The sequence below is a fragment of the Flavobacterium pectinovorum genome (genome assembly GCF_006438875.1).
GTDB lineage: Bacteria > Bacteroidota > Bacteroidia > Flavobacteriales > Flavobacteriaceae > Flavobacterium > Flavobacterium pectinovorum_A.
The window spans coordinates 36740-54455 of sequence record NZ_RCZH01000024.1; the positions used below are offsets into that span (position 1 = coordinate 36740).

The 17716-nt window shown below is 34.3% G+C and carries 12 protein-coding genes; 5 read left to right on the top strand and 7 right to left on the bottom strand.

Features of this window, described 5'->3' with window-relative positions; genetic code table 11:
* Positions 1 to 4 precede the first annotated feature (4 nt).
* The gene (locus tag EAH81_RS24985) at positions 5 to 1168 is read right to left on the bottom strand and encodes a xylose operon transcription regulator XylR (RefSeq protein ID WP_140511712.1); all 1164 of its coding nucleotides are present in this window, start codon (positions 1166 to 1168) and stop codon (positions 5 to 7) included.
* 375 nt (positions 1169 to 1543) lie between these two features.
* Between EAH81_RS24985 and EAH81_RS24990 the strand changes: the two genes are divergently transcribed.
* The 5 genes from EAH81_RS24990 (at position 1544) to EAH81_RS25010 (ending at position 11284) form a co-directional block, all read left to right on the top strand.
* Positions 1544 to 4156: a glycosyl hydrolase 2 galactose-binding domain-containing protein gene (locus EAH81_RS24990; protein WP_140511713.1), complete on the top strand. Its 2613-nt coding sequence runs from the start codon at positions 1544 to 1546 to the stop codon at positions 4154 to 4156.
* Between the two features lie 140 nt (positions 4157 to 4296).
* The gene (locus tag EAH81_RS24995) at positions 4297 to 5556 is read left to right on the top strand and encodes an MFS transporter (RefSeq protein ID WP_140511714.1); all 1260 of its coding nucleotides are present in this window, start codon (positions 4297 to 4299) and stop codon (positions 5554 to 5556) included.
* 18 nt (positions 5557 to 5574) lie between these two features.
* A complete protein-coding gene (locus EAH81_RS25000) occupies positions 5575 to 6432 on the top strand; it encodes an ROK family protein (protein ID WP_140511715.1) in 858 nt (285 codons plus the stop codon).
* Positions 6433 to 6671: 239 nt separating this feature from the next.
* Positions 6672 to 9713, top strand: coding sequence for a SusC/RagA family TonB-linked outer membrane protein (locus EAH81_RS25005; RefSeq protein WP_241676654.1), 3042 nt, complete (start codon positions 6672 to 6674; stop codon positions 9711 to 9713).
* An 11-nt stretch (positions 9714 to 9724) separates the two neighbouring features.
* Positions 9725 to 11284, top strand: coding sequence for a RagB/SusD family nutrient uptake outer membrane protein (locus EAH81_RS25010; RefSeq protein WP_140511716.1), 1560 nt, complete (start codon positions 9725 to 9727; stop codon positions 11282 to 11284).
* A 138-nt stretch (positions 11285 to 11422) separates the two neighbouring features.
* Here the strand turns inward: EAH81_RS25010 and EAH81_RS25015 are convergent, their stop codons facing one another.
* The 6 genes from EAH81_RS25015 to EAH81_RS25040 form a co-directional block, all read right to left on the bottom strand.
* The gene (locus EAH81_RS25015; RefSeq protein WP_140511717.1) at positions 11423 to 12160 is read right to left on the bottom strand and encodes a hypothetical protein; all 738 of its coding nucleotides are present in this window, start codon (positions 12158 to 12160) and stop codon (positions 11423 to 11425) included.
* 25 nt (positions 12161 to 12185) lie between these two features.
* Positions 12186 to 12935, bottom strand: a complete 750-nt coding sequence (locus EAH81_RS25020) for a hypothetical protein (RefSeq protein WP_140511718.1) — start codon at positions 12933 to 12935, stop codon at positions 12186 to 12188.
* Between the two features lie 167 nt (positions 12936 to 13102).
* Positions 13103 to 13765: an HAD family hydrolase gene (locus tag EAH81_RS25025; protein ID WP_241676655.1), complete on the bottom strand. Its 663-nt coding sequence runs from the start codon at positions 13763 to 13765 to the stop codon at positions 13103 to 13105.
* A gap of 4 nt (positions 13766 to 13769) precedes the next feature.
* Positions 13770 to 14978, bottom strand: coding sequence for an NAD(P)/FAD-dependent oxidoreductase (locus EAH81_RS25030; protein WP_140511719.1), 1209 nt, complete (start codon positions 14976 to 14978; stop codon positions 13770 to 13772).
* A gap of 127 nt (positions 14979 to 15105) precedes the next feature.
* Complete coding sequence (locus EAH81_RS25035) at positions 15106 to 15783, bottom strand: glycerophosphodiester phosphodiesterase (protein ID WP_140511720.1); 678 nt, start codon at positions 15781 to 15783, stop codon at positions 15106 to 15108.
* Between the two features lie 191 nt (positions 15784 to 15974).
* Positions 15975 to 17642, bottom strand: coding sequence for an alpha-amylase family glycosyl hydrolase (locus EAH81_RS25040; protein WP_140511721.1), 1668 nt, complete (start codon positions 17640 to 17642; stop codon positions 15975 to 15977).
* Positions 17643 to 17716: the final 74 nt, after the last annotated feature.

Sequence of the window (17716 nt, forward strand, 5' to 3'; positions counted from 1 at the left end):
TTCATTATTTCGATTGCCTTAATTTTCTAAATTCTAAAGGATTAACACCTTCATGTCTGCTGAAATATCTCGAAAGGTTTTTGATGTCGGTATAGCCGCAAACATCGGAAATTTCGGTAATTGATAAATCTGTTTCGATCAAAAGCTGTTTGACTTGTTTAATTCGTAATGTGTTGATTTCGTCGAGAATACTTCGTTTTAGAACCAATTGAAATCTCTTTTCTAAAACCCTTCGTGAAAGTGCCGTTGCATTGACGACATCATCTACAGCTATTCTTTCTTTATAATTATAGTAGATAAAATGCAGTGCTTTGCTTATTTCTTTGTCATTTACGGCAAGGAAATCGGTTGATCTTCTGGTGATTATTTGTAAATGTTCTACATGAATATCGTTATAAATACCTTCCTTGTTTGTCATCATTTTGCTAAGAAGCTGCGCTGTTTCAAAACCGGCTTTTTCAGTATTCAGAGAAATGCTCGATAAAGGTGGATCTGATAAATTGCAAATACTCAAATCGTTATCGACGCCCAGAACAGACACTTGTTCTGGAACATTAATGCCAATCGCTTTACAAGCCTCTGTTACATGTTGTCCCTGATTGTCGTCGCATGTCATAATTGCTATGGGTTTGGGTAAAGCCTTAAGCCAATCTGCAAGTTGAGATTCTTTGTAACTCCATAATGGGGGTGTTTCTTCTTTTTGATGTTGATATATGTGAACATTAAAATTGAATTCTGCTGCTTTTTCACAAAACCCTTCACATCTTTCACGTGACCAGACAATATTATCGAAACCATAAAAGCCAAAGTTTTTAAAGCCTTTTTCGATAAAATAGGATGCCGCCATTTGTCCTGTTTCTTTATAAAGTCCCGTAATATTAGGAATACCGATAAAACGTTCGTTTGTGTCCTGTGCAATGATTGGAATGTTTAACGAAAGTAACTTTTCGAATACCTGATCATTTTCAATTTGAGCAATAATACCATTTGCGCCCCAGGTTTTGGCCCACGAAATGGCATTTTTTAATTCCTTCTTATTTCCACTTACAATTGGAATTCGGCAAAAGTTAAAAGGACCAAATAGTCGCGAGTATTTCGCAATTCCGTTCAAAAGTCCGCGTCCATATTCTTCAGAAAAGTTAACTAATAGCAATACTTTCGGTGTCATTTTTACTGGATATTAATTGGTATAGAATGTTTTACATTAAAATGGAATAGGGAAATAATAAACTGCATACTTTGAATATCCGACTTATAAATATTCGCAAAATGAAGATTAATTATCGCAAATATACCATTATCAATTCAATTACAAGTCTACTTTTGTTTTGTGGTTTTTAATAAAAAACATAAAAATGCTTTAATTATTGGTTTTTTTAACTTTTTTTCAAAGCATTTAGTTCTTTTTACTGCATTTGGTAAATTGTGTAATTTGTAGTTTTGTAGTAAAAAAATGATGAATTTTTAGAATAAACCGGAGAATTTAAAATATAAATTTTGTTAACCAATATATTAATCTCTTTAGAAAGATTAAAAGAAAATTATGAAGAATACAAATTATACTAATGGTACTTTAATTTCATTCCTTTTCTGGGCAATGTGCAGTGTAAGTACTGTTAATGCTCAAAGTGTAAAATTTGAACAACAGTTAAAAGAAGGATGGAATATAGAATCATCAGAAAAAATAAGTACTACAGGAGATAAAATTTCTCAAACCAGTTTTGATGTTTCAAAATGGTATAACACTTCGGTTCCGTCGACTGTGATGGCATCTTTAATTGCGAACAATGAGTATTCTGATATTTTTATGGGAGAAAATATCAGTAAAGTTGACACAACAAGATTTAGAGTTCCGTGGTGGTATCGCAATGAATTTGTTATTGCTGATGCTTCGAAAAACACAGAATTGATATTTGAAGGAATCAATTACAGAGCAAATGTTTGGTTAAATGGTAAACAAATTGCTTCTGCAGATAGTTTGTTTGGAGGTTTTAGAATATTTGCTTTAAACATTTCGAAAAATATAAAAAAGGGAAAAAATGTTTTGGCTGTCGAAGTTTTTAATCAAAAAACAAATGAACCTTCAATTGGTTTTGTCGATTGGGCACCTATGGCTCCGGATCGTGAATTGGGACTTTGGAGGCCTGTGAAACTTAAAATTTCAGATAAAACGAGTCTGAACAACATTTTCGTTACTTCAAAAATTGACAAAAAAGGCTATAAAACTGCTGAGTTAGAAATTTCTGCGGAAGCGGTAAACAATACGAATGAAGTTATAGAAGCAGTTGTAAAAGGAAAAATTGAAAACATTATTTTCGAAAAGAAAGTTACGCTTCAACCTTTAGAAAAACGTGTGATTGTTTTTAACGCTTCGGAATTTAAACAGTTAAAAATTAAGAATCCTCGTTTGTGGTGGACGTATGAATTGGGAAAACCTAATTTGTATGAATTGACAATGTCTATTGAAACCAATAATAAAGTTTCGTATTCAAAATCAACTCATTTTGGAATCCGTGAAGTTGAAGATTATTTGACAGCAAAAGGATACAGAGGTTACAAATTAAACGGTGTTGAAGTTTTGATTAAAGGTGGCGGTTGGGTAGACGGAATGTTCTTAAATGACACCGAAGAAAAAGTAAAAGCGCAGTTAGAATATGTAAAACAAACTAACATGAATACGGTTAGGATGGAAGGTTTTTGGGGAAATAGCGACAGAATCTACGAAATGTGCGACGAAATGGGACTTTTGATGATGGTAGGATGGAGCTGTCAATGGGAATGGAAAGGTTATCTAAACAAACCGGAAGATGATTTCATGTCAATCAAAACCCCGGAAGATATGGATCTGATCATAAATTATACCCGTGATCATGTGAATTGGCTACGAAATCATCCAAGTATTTTTGTTTGGGTAATGGGAAGCGATAAGTTACCGCGACCGGAATTGGAAGCAAAGTACAATGTTCTGTTTAAAGAAGTTGATCCTTCAAGACCTCTTTTAATGTCTTGCAAAGGAATGAATAGCTCTATTTCCGGAAAAACCGGTGTAAAAATGAATGGTCCTTATGAATATGTTGCTCCAAATTATTGGTTTGAGGATACAGAGAATGGAGGCGCTTTTGGATTTAATACCGAAACAGGTCCTGGTCCACAAGTTCCTTCGCTTGAAGTTGTAAAAAGTATGATTCCTGAAGATAAATTATGGCCAATAAATTCGACTTGGGATTTTCATTGCGGCAGAAATGAGTTTCAGACATTGGAACGTTTTACAAGTGCATTCAATATTAGATACGGAACACAGGATAATGTCGAAGATTTTACTTTTAAAAGTCAGGCATCAAATTTAGAATCTATGCGCTCTATGTATGAAGCTTTTGCCATAAACAGAAGCAATACTACAGGAATCGTTCAATGGATGTTTAACTCTCCGTGGCCAAAATTAATCTGGCAGTTTTGGGATTATAATTTATTGCCAAATGCTGCTTTTTATGGAGCAAGATTGGGCGCGCGTCCGGTAAATATTGCCTATAATTATGGAGATAATGCAGTTTATGTAAGCAATCTAAATCCTGGGAAAACTAAGAATCTCAAGGCTAAATTAGAAATATATGATTTTAATGGAAAAGTAATTTTCGAAAAAGAAGAAACAGTTTCTGTTAACGGAAATGCTTCGCTTAAAACAATTGATTTACCTGATAATACAGCCTATTCCAGAATATATTTTCTGAAAATGAATTTATTAGATGAGAAAGGAAAATCAATCGCAGACAATTTTTATTGGTTATCGACTAAAAAAGATGTGTTCGATTTTAAAAAATCAGATTGGATACATACGCCATTAATGGAACACGCTGATTTTACTGATTTAGACAAATTGCCAAAAGTAAAAATTGAAGCCCAGAATACCATTAAAAAGGAAAATGATAAATATGAAGTTACAGTAAAACTTAAAAATCCATCAAGTTCTGTTGCATTTTTAATTGAATTAAATATTGTTGGAGATGTTTCAGGAAAATCAATAGTCCCGGTTTTATGGGACGACAACTATATCTCATTAGTGCCAAAAGAAAGCAGAACAATCAAGGTTACTTTTCCGGCTTCTGCTTTAAAAGGCGAAAAACCTGTTTTTAGATACAAAGGCTGGAATGTAGATTAAAAACATTAAAGATCATTTATATCAATAGCCACATTAGAGCTATTTAAGAATAAAAGGAATTAGAAGTTCAAAAAATTGGATTTCTAACTCACAAGGAAAACTCATGTCTAAATCTAAATTTTTAATACATAAACAAACAAATGAAAACGAGTAAGTTAACAGTGGGATTGGTGTTTTTGACCTTTTTTGTTATTTCTTTTTTGACTAACATTATGGGGCCATTAATTCCGGATATTATCAATAGTTACCATTTATCACTTGGGATGGTTGGTTTTCTTCCGTTTTCGTTTTTTGCGGCTTATGGCGTAATGTCGACCTCAGCGGGAGTTTTGCTCGAAAAATACAGAGAGAAAAAAGTAATGGCATTTTCGTTTCTGATAGCCGCATTAGGTTCGTTGTTATTCGGCTTGTTTCCGTACTATTCTATGGCGTTGGTTTCACTGTTTTTAATCGGAATTGGGATGGCGGCTTTGCAAGTAGCGATTAATCCGCTGCTAAGAGTTTCAGGAGGCGAAGAACATTTTGCATTCAATTCTGTGATGGCACAATTGTTTTTTGGATTGGCTTCTTTTTTAAGTCCGCTAGTTTATAGTTATTTGGTAACCAACATCAAACACGACAAAACAAATTCAAACGAATTTTTGGAAATCTTGTCAAAACTCGTTCCTGCAAATCTAAATTGGGTTTCCCTTTATTGGATTTTTGCCATAACAGCGCTGGCAATGGTTTTTATTATTCTGCTTTTTAAGTTTCCAAAATTTGAATTAGAAGAAACAGAGAAAGCAGGAACCTGGAGTGTTTACAAAGATTTGCTTAAAAACAAAACAGTGCTTTTATTCTTCTTCGGAACATTTGCTTATGTCGGAACAGAACAAGGAATTGCCAATTGGATGTCGAAATTTCTAAGTGATTATCACGGATATGCACCGCAAACTGTTGGTGCCGAAGCTGTAGCATATTTCTGGGGACTTTTGACTGCGGGATGTATTCTCGGTTTGGTTTTGCTTAAATTTTTGGACAGCCGCAAAGTACTTATTTTGTTTGCAGCCGGAGCTGTTATTCTTCTAACACTTGCCTTATTTGGTTCGGCAGAAATTTCGCTTTATGCATTTCCTCTTTCCGGTTTTGCCCTTTCGGTAATGTGGTCTGTTGTTTTTTCATTGGCATTAAACTCCCTTAAAAATAATCATGGCGCTTTCTCCGGAATTTTATGTACTGGTATTGTTGGCGGAGCAGTTATGTCGTTAATAATAGGGAAACTAGGCGATGTAATTGGGCTTAAATATGCCATGACCACTTTGTATATCACTCTTGGATATATCCTGAGCATTGGTTTTTGGGCAAAACCATTAGTAAATAATGCCACAATAAATTTAAAGAAAACAAAAGAAAATCAATAATTATATAAAGTCATAAAAATGTCGGAAAGAAAGATCATAGGCGTTGACATGGGAGGGACAAAAATCCACACTAGCCTTATTTTGGGGAAAGAAATAATTTCCGAATGCATAATAGATACACCCGCAAAAGAATCTGAAAAAGTAGTTTTAGACCGATTAATCAGAGCCATAGAACAGGTATATCAACCCGGCTGCGAAGGTATTGGTATTGGCGTACCAAGCGTAGTAGACTGGAAAGAAGGAATTGTATATGATGTGGTTGCAATACCTTCCTGGAAAGAAGTTCACTTAAAAAAAATACTCGAGGAACATTTTAAAATACCGGTTTATGTCAATAATGATTCGAACTGTTTTGCCTTGGGCGAAAATTTCTTCGGAAAAGGAATTAACACTAGAAATTTTGTTGGAGTAACCATAGGAACCGGTCTTGGAAGCGGAATCATTATCGAAAACAAATTATATCAAGGCGTAAATACAGGAGCCGGCGAAATAGGAAGTATCTCTTATAAAGAGGGAATTATAGAGCAATATTGTGCCAGCGAATTTTTTATTTCCCGCGGATTAGATGGAGAAGAACTCTATTTGAGAGCCAAAAAAGGAGATCCCGAAGCCTTAGAAGTTTTTAAGGATTACGGAAAAAATCTCTCAGAGGTTGTAAAAATAGTTTTATACGCATACGATCCTGAAACCATAATTCTGGGAGGATCTATTAGCAATGCTTATGAATTTTTTATTGATGCCGTTTGGCAGGGACTTCAGGATTTTATGTTTCCTGTCGAGCTAAAGAAACTCAAAATCGAAAAATCAGAACTTAAAAACAGTGCTGTATTAGGTGCAGCAGCATTAGTTTACAATTTTAACCTCGAAACAGCTTAGAGTAATTCCTAAATAATCAATTTAACACATAGAAACATAGGTTATGGGCGCAAAAAAGAATGCAAAAAGAAACACATTTCTTTCACATAGCCAACTCTGTGTGTTTTAAATAAGTGAAACGCCTTTTTTGAGAGACTAAAGTCTATGTTTCTATGTGTTAAAATTAATTACAACCTGTGGATTTCTATTATAAAAATAACTAAACAAAAACCAAAATTATTAACCAAAAAAATATTACGATGAAAAATAGTCTACAAAAAGGCTTAATGGTTATTATAACCATGCTATGTACTAGTTTGATGTATTCGCAAGATGTGTCAGGGCTGGTTTCAGATTCTAATGGCCCGCTGCCAGGCGTTTCAATATTAGTAAAAGGAAGCAAAAATGAGGCTCAAACTGATTTTGACGGAAGATTTACGATTAAAAATGTAGGCAAAAGTGCCGTTTTAGTTTTTAGCTACATCGGTCTTAAAAATCAGGAAGTAAATGTTGACGGACGAACCAAGATCAATGTAGTAATGTCTCAGGATCGCAGTGAACTAAATGAAGTTGTAGTTGTGGGTTACGGAACTTCAAAAAAGAAAGATTTAACGGGAGCCGTAGATGTACTTTCTTCAAAAGATTTTGACGGAGTTTCCAATACTTCGCCGGCTTTATTGTTAAGAGGTAAAGTTGCCGGAGTTCAAATTACCCAAACAAGCGGAGAACCAGGATCGGCAGTTACGATTCGAGTACGTGGTTCGTCTTCTGTTCGTTCAGGAAATGGACCTTTAATTGTGGTAGATGGAGTTCCGTTAAGTGGAGGAGATGTATCTGCAGAAGGAACTGATTTGTTGGGATCGTCTTCGGCAAAAAATCCTTTAAATTTTATAAACGAAGCCGATATCGAATCTATTTCGGTATTGAAAGATGCTTCATCAACAGCAATCTATGGTGCACGTGGAGCAAATGGAGTAATCGTAATTACAACCAAAAAAGGAAAATCTAACGTTCCAGAATTTAACTTTAGTACTTCAACACAATTTAGTACAAAAGCAGGAAATTTTAATGTAATGAATCCTGATCAGTTTGTTGCAGCAAGTAAAGCAGCCGGAGTACCTTCTATTCCTGCAGATCCGGTTGCGGGAACTCCCCAAATCAATAATCAGGATTTTGGAGGAAGAAATTACAATTGGGAAGATGCTGTTTTACAACAAGGAATCGCTGTAAACAATAATTTATCTTTTAATTCGTCAAGCGAAAATTCAAGTACCAGAGTATCTTTTTCTACCAGTAATAATAAGGGAATTGTAAAAAACACAGGATTGGACAAATACACGATTTCGTTTTTTAACTCAAATAATTTCTTTGATAAAATATTAAAAGTAGATACAAAATTACTTTATGCAAGTATAAACGACCAAACGACTTTAATAACTAATAATGCGAGTTATATTGGTAATGTTATTGGATCTGCATTATATTGGAATCCGACGCGACCAATTTACACCGCAGATGGACATTATAATGTGGTAAGTGATACCTATTTAAATCCGGTACAATTGTTAGATTCTTATAAAGATTATACCAATACAAATAAATTATTGGGAAGTATAAATGCGGTACTTAGATTAGGAAATCATTTCAAATATAATTTCTTATTTGGTGTAGAAACTTCAGGATCTACCAGAAAAAGTCAAATTTTGCCAACAATGCAAATTCAAGGAGAAGCATTTTTTGGTACAGTTCCGGGATCAGATCCTGCCGTTACAAAATACGGTACAGCATCTATTCAAGGACTTAATAACTTCAATAAAACTTTCGAAAATAATTTAAATTACACCAATAAATTTAGTGACAATTTTAATGTAAATGCGTTAGTAGGATATTCTTATTACTATTATTTGGCAAGTGGTTTTGTAACTTCGGGAAAAGGATATGATTTGGCTCAAACCAATTTAATAGATAATATTGAAGGTGGACTTCAAAATGAATTTAGAACCAGTTCTTTTAAAAATGCTTCTGAATTGCAATCTTTTTATGCCAGAGCCGATGCTACTTTTTTCAAACAATATGTAATTACTGCGACTGTTCGTACAGATGGATCTACAAAATTGGGAGCGAATAACAAATATGGAACGTTTCCGTCTGTAGGTTTTGCCGATAATTTATTTCAGGATAAAGAAGGAATACTTAATAATTTGAAAATTCGTGCCAACTGGGGGATTACCGGAAATCAGGAATTTGCTCCAAACTCCGCTATCGGAAGAGCGAGTTACGGCAATAACGGAAATTTAAATATTGACACCAATGCAAATGATAATCTAAAGTGGGAAACTACAGAATCATGGGGAATTGGAACAGATTTTACATTATTAAAATATAGATTGACGGGTACGGTAGATTATTTTTACAGAAACACAAAGGATTTAATTTTTCCTGTTCCGCAAGCTTCTACACAACCGGGGCCAAACTCACCACGTAACAAAAACTTACCCGGAAATTTAATCAATCAGGGAGTTGAAGTTAGTTTGGATTATAAAATAATTGAGACTGAAAATGTTTCCTGGGAAATTGGTGCCAATGCTTCATTCCTTAAAAATGAAATGAAAAACTTTAGCGGAACTGTTGGAACTGGAGGTTTAAACGGACAAGGATTAGACGGTGCTTATACACAAGTTATAACGAATAACAAACCGCTTTATTCGTATTATTTATATGATTTTAAAGGATATGATGCCAGCGGAAATTCTATTTATACAAATGCTGCAGGACAGCCGGCAGGACTTGGAGACGCTTCAAAACAATTACTGAATAAACAGCCATTGCCAAAAATAAATTATGGTTTTTCATCAACCTTCAAGTACAAAGGATTTGATGCCGTAGTATCATTCTACGGAGTTGCAGGAAATTATATTTATGATAATACACAAAATGCTTATTTCTTTAAAGGAGCTTTTTTAGGAGGAAGAAATGTTACTGAAAAAGCCGCCTATTCTGAGCAGGCACAAGGAGATCCAAACTCGCCTTCGACAAAATTTTTGCAAAAAGGAGACTTCTTAAGAATGGGTGAATTAACCTTTGGATATACGTTTAGAGGAGCTTTGATCGAAAGAATGAAATGCAAAAATGTGCGTGTTTATGCAAACGGTTCAAACCTGCTATTGTTTACAAATTATACAGGATTTGATCCAGAAGTAGATATTAACAAACAAGTTAATGGAGTTCCGTCTGCAGGTATGGATTATCTGGCTTACCCAAGATCAAAAGGTATTGCTTTTGGACTTAACGTAACATTTTAATTTTAAAAACTATGAAAACTATCAATATTATAAAAAGTATCTTTTTCGTAAGTACACTGATTTTAAGTGTTAGCTGTACGAATTTAAATGAAGAAGTTTTGGACGGAATCCCTACCGGAGGAGGAAATGAGCCTGTAAATACAGCAGCTTTATTGCGAACTGCTTATCAGGGTTTAAGAAATTTTCAGGTTCAGGAACAAATGCATACACTGAACGAAATGTCTACAGATGCATTAGTTGGTCCAACGCGTGGAGGAGATTGGGATGATAATGGTACGTGGAGACAATTTCATACCCTTACATGGACTCCGGATAATGTAGAAATTCGAAATGCATGGAATAGTTTGTTGGCAAGTGTCTACGATTGTAATACAATTGTCGAAAATTCTAAAGATGCCTCAGAGATTGTTCAGGCGCGTTTTCTAAGAGCCTTTTATTATTATAATGTGCTGGATTTATACGGACAAGTGCCTTATAGAGAAAAAGGAAGTCCATTGACAAATGATCCTAAAGTATGGACAAGAGCTCAGGCAACTGATTTTGTAATTAGCGAATTGGAAGCTGTTTTACCAAATTTACCGGCGCGTGTTGCAGGAGATGCAAGTATTGTAAATGCAGATGCAGGTCATTTTTTATTGGCTAAAATTTATTTGAACCTTGGTGTTTTCAAGGCTGCAAATCCTGCAGGACCATACACTTTTGAAGCCGTAAATATGAATAAAGTTATTGCTCATGTTGAAGCTATACATAGTAGTTTAGCCGATTCTTATTGGGATAATTTTGTTCCGGAGAATAATAATTCGCCAGAGATTTTATTCTCTTCAAAAAATGTATTGGGCGATGGTGGAGCTCTTGGAGATTACTGGAGATACGGAATGCATTACAACCAAACACCTGATGGATACAATGGTTTTTGCACTGTAGGAGAATATTATGATCGTTTTAATGCATTGGATGAACGTCGTCAGCATTCGACACCTGAAATTATTGCACATTTTGGAAACCCAATCGGATTTCAATACGGACAAATGTATGCGCCTGAAACAACAGATGAGGTTACGGGGGTAATTACTCCGGGAGGAACAATTCCGTTAAAAGACAGAAACGGAAACCCGTTATTCTTTACCAAAGAAGTGACACTAATTCTTTCAGGACCAACAATTGAAACAGCCGGAATTAGAACTCAAAAATACCAACCGGATGTTAATAATCTGGATAATCCTGAAAACGACTTTATCTTAATGCGTTATGCTGATGCTTTATTAATGGAAGCCGAAGCAGTTCTTAGAGGCGGAACAGTATCCGGAAACGGATCAGCTCAAAGTATTATGGATAAAGTTGCCGTGAGAACAGGCGTTCCTGCACCAACTGCAACTTTAGAAAACTTATTGGCAGAAAGAGGTCGGGAATTATGGTGGGAAGGATGGAGAAGAAACGATATGATTCGTTTTGGAACTTTTCTTGGTCCGAGAGAATTGAAAAAGAACGTTTCACCAGAGAAATATTTATTGTATTGTCTTCCGTCTGATGCTTTATTTAATTTGAACTTAAAGCAGAATCCGGGATATTAATTAGAGTATTTTGTTAGTTATCAGTCGCAGTTCTCAGTGCCAGTCGCAGTATTTAGTCACAGTTTTCAGTCACAGTTTGGAAACTGAAAACTGAGACTGCGACTGAATACTGAAAACTGCGGCTGAATACTCTATATTTTAATTGTTTTTCAGCTTTTTGAATTCTTCGTTTTTAAGCGTTAGAAATTCCATTGTAGCGAGAATATTGCTGTGATTTAAAAGTGTTATTGATTTTGGATCAGCATCACAGAAATCAAGAAATAGTTCTTTTTCCTCTTGGTTTAATTTCAAATCCCTTGTAAAAAAGACATTAGGAATCGATTTTGCTACAAGTTTTTTGAAGCCATTATTAGGAGTTTTTGTCTTAGATCCATCTTTATCTTTTTTAAATAAATTACGAAGTCCGGTTACCATTCTGCCCAAGTCAAGACCGCCTGCAATACTTCCGTCATTAACGCCGGTATATTTTTGCAAAGACGCAGCATCTTTTTCCACTTTTACTGCATCTAAATCTTTCTGAGAAATCTTAAACGGATTCATTTTTAGATCAGTAATTATCACTTCATCCAGTTCTTCAGGTTTTATACTCATGTTTACTTCAAGATTATCAGCGGCAATATATTCTTTGGTAACTCTTAATCTTTTGAAGAAATAATCTTTAGAAAAGAAAATCAAACTATCTCTTACATTTACTACAATCGAAAATTCTCCTAAATCATTTGTAGTTGTACTTGTTTTGCCTGTTTTATTAATAACCTCGACATTTTTAAGTGCATTATTCTGAAAAATAACTTTTCCGTGGAGAACTTTTCCGGTTTGAGAAATAGAAAGCTGGCAGGTTAAAAAAGAAATTGTGGTGAGTAATTTTATTTTCATTTGGAAGAATTGGTTAAATCTTTTTTTAATTTTTGGATTCCGATTTTATTTGCTTAAACAGCTCATTTTTAGAATATAAAAAATCCATTGTCGTTAATATATTATTGTTTTCTAAAAGGTTTTTAGATCTTGGATCAGCGTCGCAAAAATTCAGAAACAGTTCAACGTCTTCAGGAGGTAATTTTAAATCCTTGGTAAAAAAAGTGGAAGGAATTGATGCCGCTACAAGTTTTCTGAAAACAGTTTGTTCCGTTTTTATTTTTAGTTCTTTGCCTTTATCTTTTTTGAATATACTTATAAGTCCGGTTCCCATTCGACCGAAGTCCGCACCATTTGTAATCGTTCCGTTATTAACCCCCGTATATTTTTGAAGAGACAAGGCATCTTTTGTGAGCTTTATGTCATCCAAATCTTGTTGAGAAATCTTATAAGGATTAAGTTTTACAGAAGTTACTATAACTTCATTTAACTCTTCGGCTTTGATAACCATGTTTATTATAAGATTGTTTTTAGCAATATCTTCAGACGTTATTTTTAATCTTGTAAAAAAGTAATCCTTAGAAAAAAACAGTAAACTATCTTTCGCTTTAACCAAAATTGAAAAGTCTCCTAAATAATCTGTTGTTGTGCTGGTTTTCGCTGTTTTATTAATAACCTCTACTTTTTTAAGAGGATAGTTGTTAGACAGGACTTTTCCATGAATTAATTTTTCAGTCTGAGAAATAGAAAGTTGATACGTCAAAAAAGAAATTGTGGTAAGTAGTTTTACTTTCATGAAGAATTAATTTGTTGAAAGTAAAATTATTAGAATAGTCTTAACTAAAACTTAGCAAATATGTAAATTCTTGTTAATAGATATTTTGGTCAGTAATCAGTAATCAGTCTCAGTTTTCAGTTAATTAGATTGTGCTGATAACTGAAAACTGAGACTGAAAACTAAGACTATAATATAAGAAGCAGATCCGAAGGATTGTTTATGACCACTTTTGCTCCGCTTTCAGTTAATTCTTTTTCTGTTCGATAGCCCCACGAAACGCCAACAGGAAACATATTAGCATTATTGGCAGTAAGCATATCAATATCAGAATCTCCGATAAAAATAATTTCTTCCGGTTTCAAATTCCAGTTTTTGCTTATTTCTATTGCTTCAAACGGATTTGGTTTTTTAAGTGATTCAGTACTTAATCCAATTGCAGCATCAAAATAATCAGGAAATATTTCGGCTGCTATTTTTTTGGTAAGCTCATCTGCTTTATTCGAAAACACAGCCAATTTAAAATCTTGCGTTGCCAAATGATCTAGTAATTCGACAATTCCGTTATAAGGTTTTGTTTTAAAAGTGCAAATCTCACGATATTCTTTTATCATGCTTTCAAAACAAGTTTCAATTTGTTGATCAGTATTATTAGATGCAGGCAAAGCTTTACTGACCAGATTTCGCAAGCCACTTCCAATAAAATATTGATAAGCATCATAAGAATGAGTAGGGAAGTTCAGGCTTTGAAGTACTGTATTCATTGCATCTGAAATATCTTCTAATGAATTGACTAAGGTTCCGTCTAAATCAAAAATAATTCCTTTAAATTTCATTCCTTTAAATTTCATTCTGTTAAATATTATTTGCCAGAATAAACCCGCTTGTCCAGGCATTCTGAAAATTAAATCCTCCTGTAATTGCGTCAATATTTACAATTTCTCCGGCAAAATAAAGGTTTTGATGTAATTTGCTTTCCATTGTTTTAAAGTTGATTTCTTTTAAATCAATTCCGCCAGCCGTAACAAATTCTTCTTTGAAAGTACTTTTTCCGTTAACCTGAAATGTTGCTTTTGTCAATTGAGAAGCTAAATTTTGTAACTGAATTTTAGATAAATCTGCCCATTTTGTTTCGGCTTCAATAGCTGAAGCTAAAACCAGACTTTCCCATAAACGATTTGGGAAATCGAAAGGTGATTTTTTTGAAACTGCTTTTTTAGCATGTTCTTGTTTTAAATCTTTCAGGATTTTTTCAGCATCTTCTGTATCCACATCATTTAACCAATTTACAAAAATGGTAAACTGATAATTTTTATCGAATAAAGTACGTGCGCCCCAAGCCGAAAGTTTCAAAATTGCTGGACCACTCATTCCCCAATGTGTGATTAATAATGGTCCGGTTGATTCTAGTTTAGTATCTTTTACATGTACGGTTACTTGAGCCGCAACGCCAGGTAATTCTTTTATACGTGGATCTTTTATATTAAAAGTAAATAGGGAAGGAACAGGGCTTACAATCGCGTGTCCTTGTGTTTGCAGCATTTCCCAGATTTTAGGATTACTTCCCGTGGCAAGAACTAATTTTTCTGTAGCATAATTGGTATCCTGAGTATCAATTTTCCAATGATTTTCAGCCTTAAAAATCGATTGTACGCTTTGTCCTGTCAATACTTTAATGCCTAGTTTTCCTGTTGCTTCAAGGAAACAATCAATTATAGTTTGAGAGGAATTTGAAACAGGAAACATTCGTCCGTCGTCTTCGATTTTTAATTCAACACCATGTTTTTCGAACCATTCAATAGTGTCACCAGAGCAAAACTGATGAAAAGGTCCACGAAGTTCTTTTTCGCCACGCGGATAAAATTTGACCAATTCATTCGGTTCAAAACAAGCGTGAGTTACGTTGCATCTTCCGCCACCGGAAACACGAACTTTAGAAAGTACTTCTTTCCCTCTTTCTAAAATGGCAATTTTCAGTTTCGGATTTTTCTCTGCAATATTAATCGCTGTAAAAAAACCTGCAGCGCCTCCGCCAACAATAATTATGTCGAAATTTTTAATCATATTATTTTTTTTGCCACGTTTTTTTTGCCACGAATTTCACAAATTAGCACAAATTTTAAATGTGGTAGTTTCTCTAAGTTATCTTTGTCAAAGTTTTAAACTTTGACAAAGATTCTCAGAAAGGATTTTATAGTCTATCCGGAAAATCAGAGATAATTCCGTCTACGTTATAGTTTTTTATTCTTTGAATATCTTCGGGAGAATCTACTGTCCAAGGCAAAATCTGAAATCCTTTTTCCTGTATTTCTTTAGTGTTTTCGGGATTCAATAATTGATAATCCGGATTAATAGCTTTTGCTTTTATGCTTTCACCGAAAGCCAAAGCTTTATCTATATCTTCTTCAGTTAAAACTCCGATCGCAATATTTGAATTTAGATTGTGAACTTCCTCAAGCATATTCCATTCAAAACTGGAAATAATGAAATGTTCATAATTCCAGTTTTTATCCGAAATATATTCTTCAATCAAAGCCACAACTTTACTTGCTGTTCCAACACCTTTTAATTCGACATTGATCAGACATTTTTTGTCTATCAAATCAAAAACCTCAATTAAAGTTGGAATTTCAAGCTGATCTGCAATCAAAAAAGACTTTAATTCAGACAAAGATAAGTTATTTACAAGACCTTTTCCGTTGGTCGTTCTGTCGATGGTTTCGTCATGCATTACAATGATATGTCCATCAGAACTCAAGTGAACATCGAGTTCGATTCCGTCTGCGTTTAAGTCTAACGCTTTTTGGAAGGCCTTTAAAGTGTTTTCCGGTTCGTATCCTCTGGCACCGCGATGTCCTATTTTTAGCATTGTTGAGAGTTTTACCGCAAAGATCGCAAAGTTTTACGCAAAGTTCACGAAGTTTTTTACATACTTGATTTTATAAAAAATGCAAAGCTCGCAATCCCGAAGCTTCGGGATGTATTGATTTAGCTTTGCGAACTTTGTGTTTACTAAGATATTACCAGATAAAAAAACTTGCGGGCTTTGCGGTTAAATTTTTATATTTTTTCCAATAGAACAAAATTGAAATCACTATCAATAGAAACTTTCCCATCTATAACTTCAACTTCCTGATTAGAATAAGTATCTCTTAATTTTGTTCCGTTTTGAAAAATTGAATTTACAGAAAGTTCTTTTCTGCCTTTTGGTAAATCAAGACCAATAATAACTTTATCAGTAAAAGTTTCTTTGGTAAATGTTCTCGAAAAAACATAAGGTTCACTGCTAATTTGCGAATGAATTCCAGCACCAACCGCAGGATGATTTCTTCTAAACTGACCTAATTTCTGCCAGTGTAAAAGGGTATTTTTAGTTTCAGAATTGTTTTGAATATCGTCCCAATTCATGTTCGAACGGAGCGTTGCATCACCTTGTGTTCCTTCAACTACTAAAGAACGATTCGATTCATCACCATAATACACTTGCGAGATTCCAGGTGAAAGCAATAGTTTGGTTCCGGCTTCGATACCTTTCACTCTATTGGCATCAAAAGGCTGACCATCGTCGTGTGATGACATATAATTAAGAACAGAATAGCCTTTTAATTCATTATGTAAAGCGTTCGAATATTTCGAAAACAAACCTTCGTAATTGTTTTGAGCAGCATTCCATTTAAATTCAAAATTAATCATGCTGTTAAAACCATTCTGAAAGTAGTTTACTTTTCGATCTCCAAAATCATAATCTTGTCCACCACTAATTCCATAACCGTAAACTTCGGCAATTGTATAAAAAGGGTTTTGATCTAAAACTTGTAGCGGATGATGCTTCTTCCAGGTTTCAAAAGCATAATCACATTCTTTTTTAAAATCGGCCCAAACGCTTTCTTCGGTATGTTTTACAGTATCTCCGCGATAACCATCAACCCCAAATTCTGTAATATAATCCGTTAGCCATTTTATAATGTAATATTTTGGAGTTCTTGGATAATTTGTTCTTTTGAAAAATTCATCTAGTGAAGCAATTTCTTTTTCATAACGACCTTCTTTTTTCCATTTTTCGATTAAAAAAGGCGGTAATTCTACTTCCTGAATACTTTCTGTTCTTACATCCGGAAGATTATCTACCAAAGTACACATCGTTGTATTTTCGAATGATTTATAATCGCAGACAACGCCGGTTCGAACCCAGTCTGAAGGCCAAACAGGATCTTCGGGAGTTACTGGACCAGTATGATTAATAACGCCGTCCAACATAATTCGGATGCCTTTTTCGTGTGCTTTTTTGACTAGATTGGCAAGATCTTCCTTAGTTCCAAAGTTTGGATCTAAAGCTGTCCAGTCTCTTGCCCAATAACCGTGAAAACCATAACTGAGACCTGTTCCTTCGTCAACGCCGTCGTGAATTTGTTCTACAATCGGCGTAAGCCAAATAACGTTTATACCTAATCTATCAAAATACCCGGATTCAATTTTTTTCGTAATTCCAATGATATCACCGCCTTCAAAACCACGCAATTTTCCGGGAGTTTTAGTTCTGTTGAAGTTTAAATCGTTAGAAGTATCTCCGTTATAAAAACGATCGGTAAGTAAAAAGTAAACATTTGCTCCTTCCCAAACGAAAGGTGTTTTCGAAGTATTTTCGTGATTCATTGATACTGATTTTGAGCCAGAACAACTCATGATTAAGAATACTAAAGATAAAGAAAGGAAAGTGTATTTTTTCATTTATTTTAAATTTAACAAGCATTTATAATTTGACTAATAAAAAAAAAATCGCCACGAATTCACGAATTATTTTT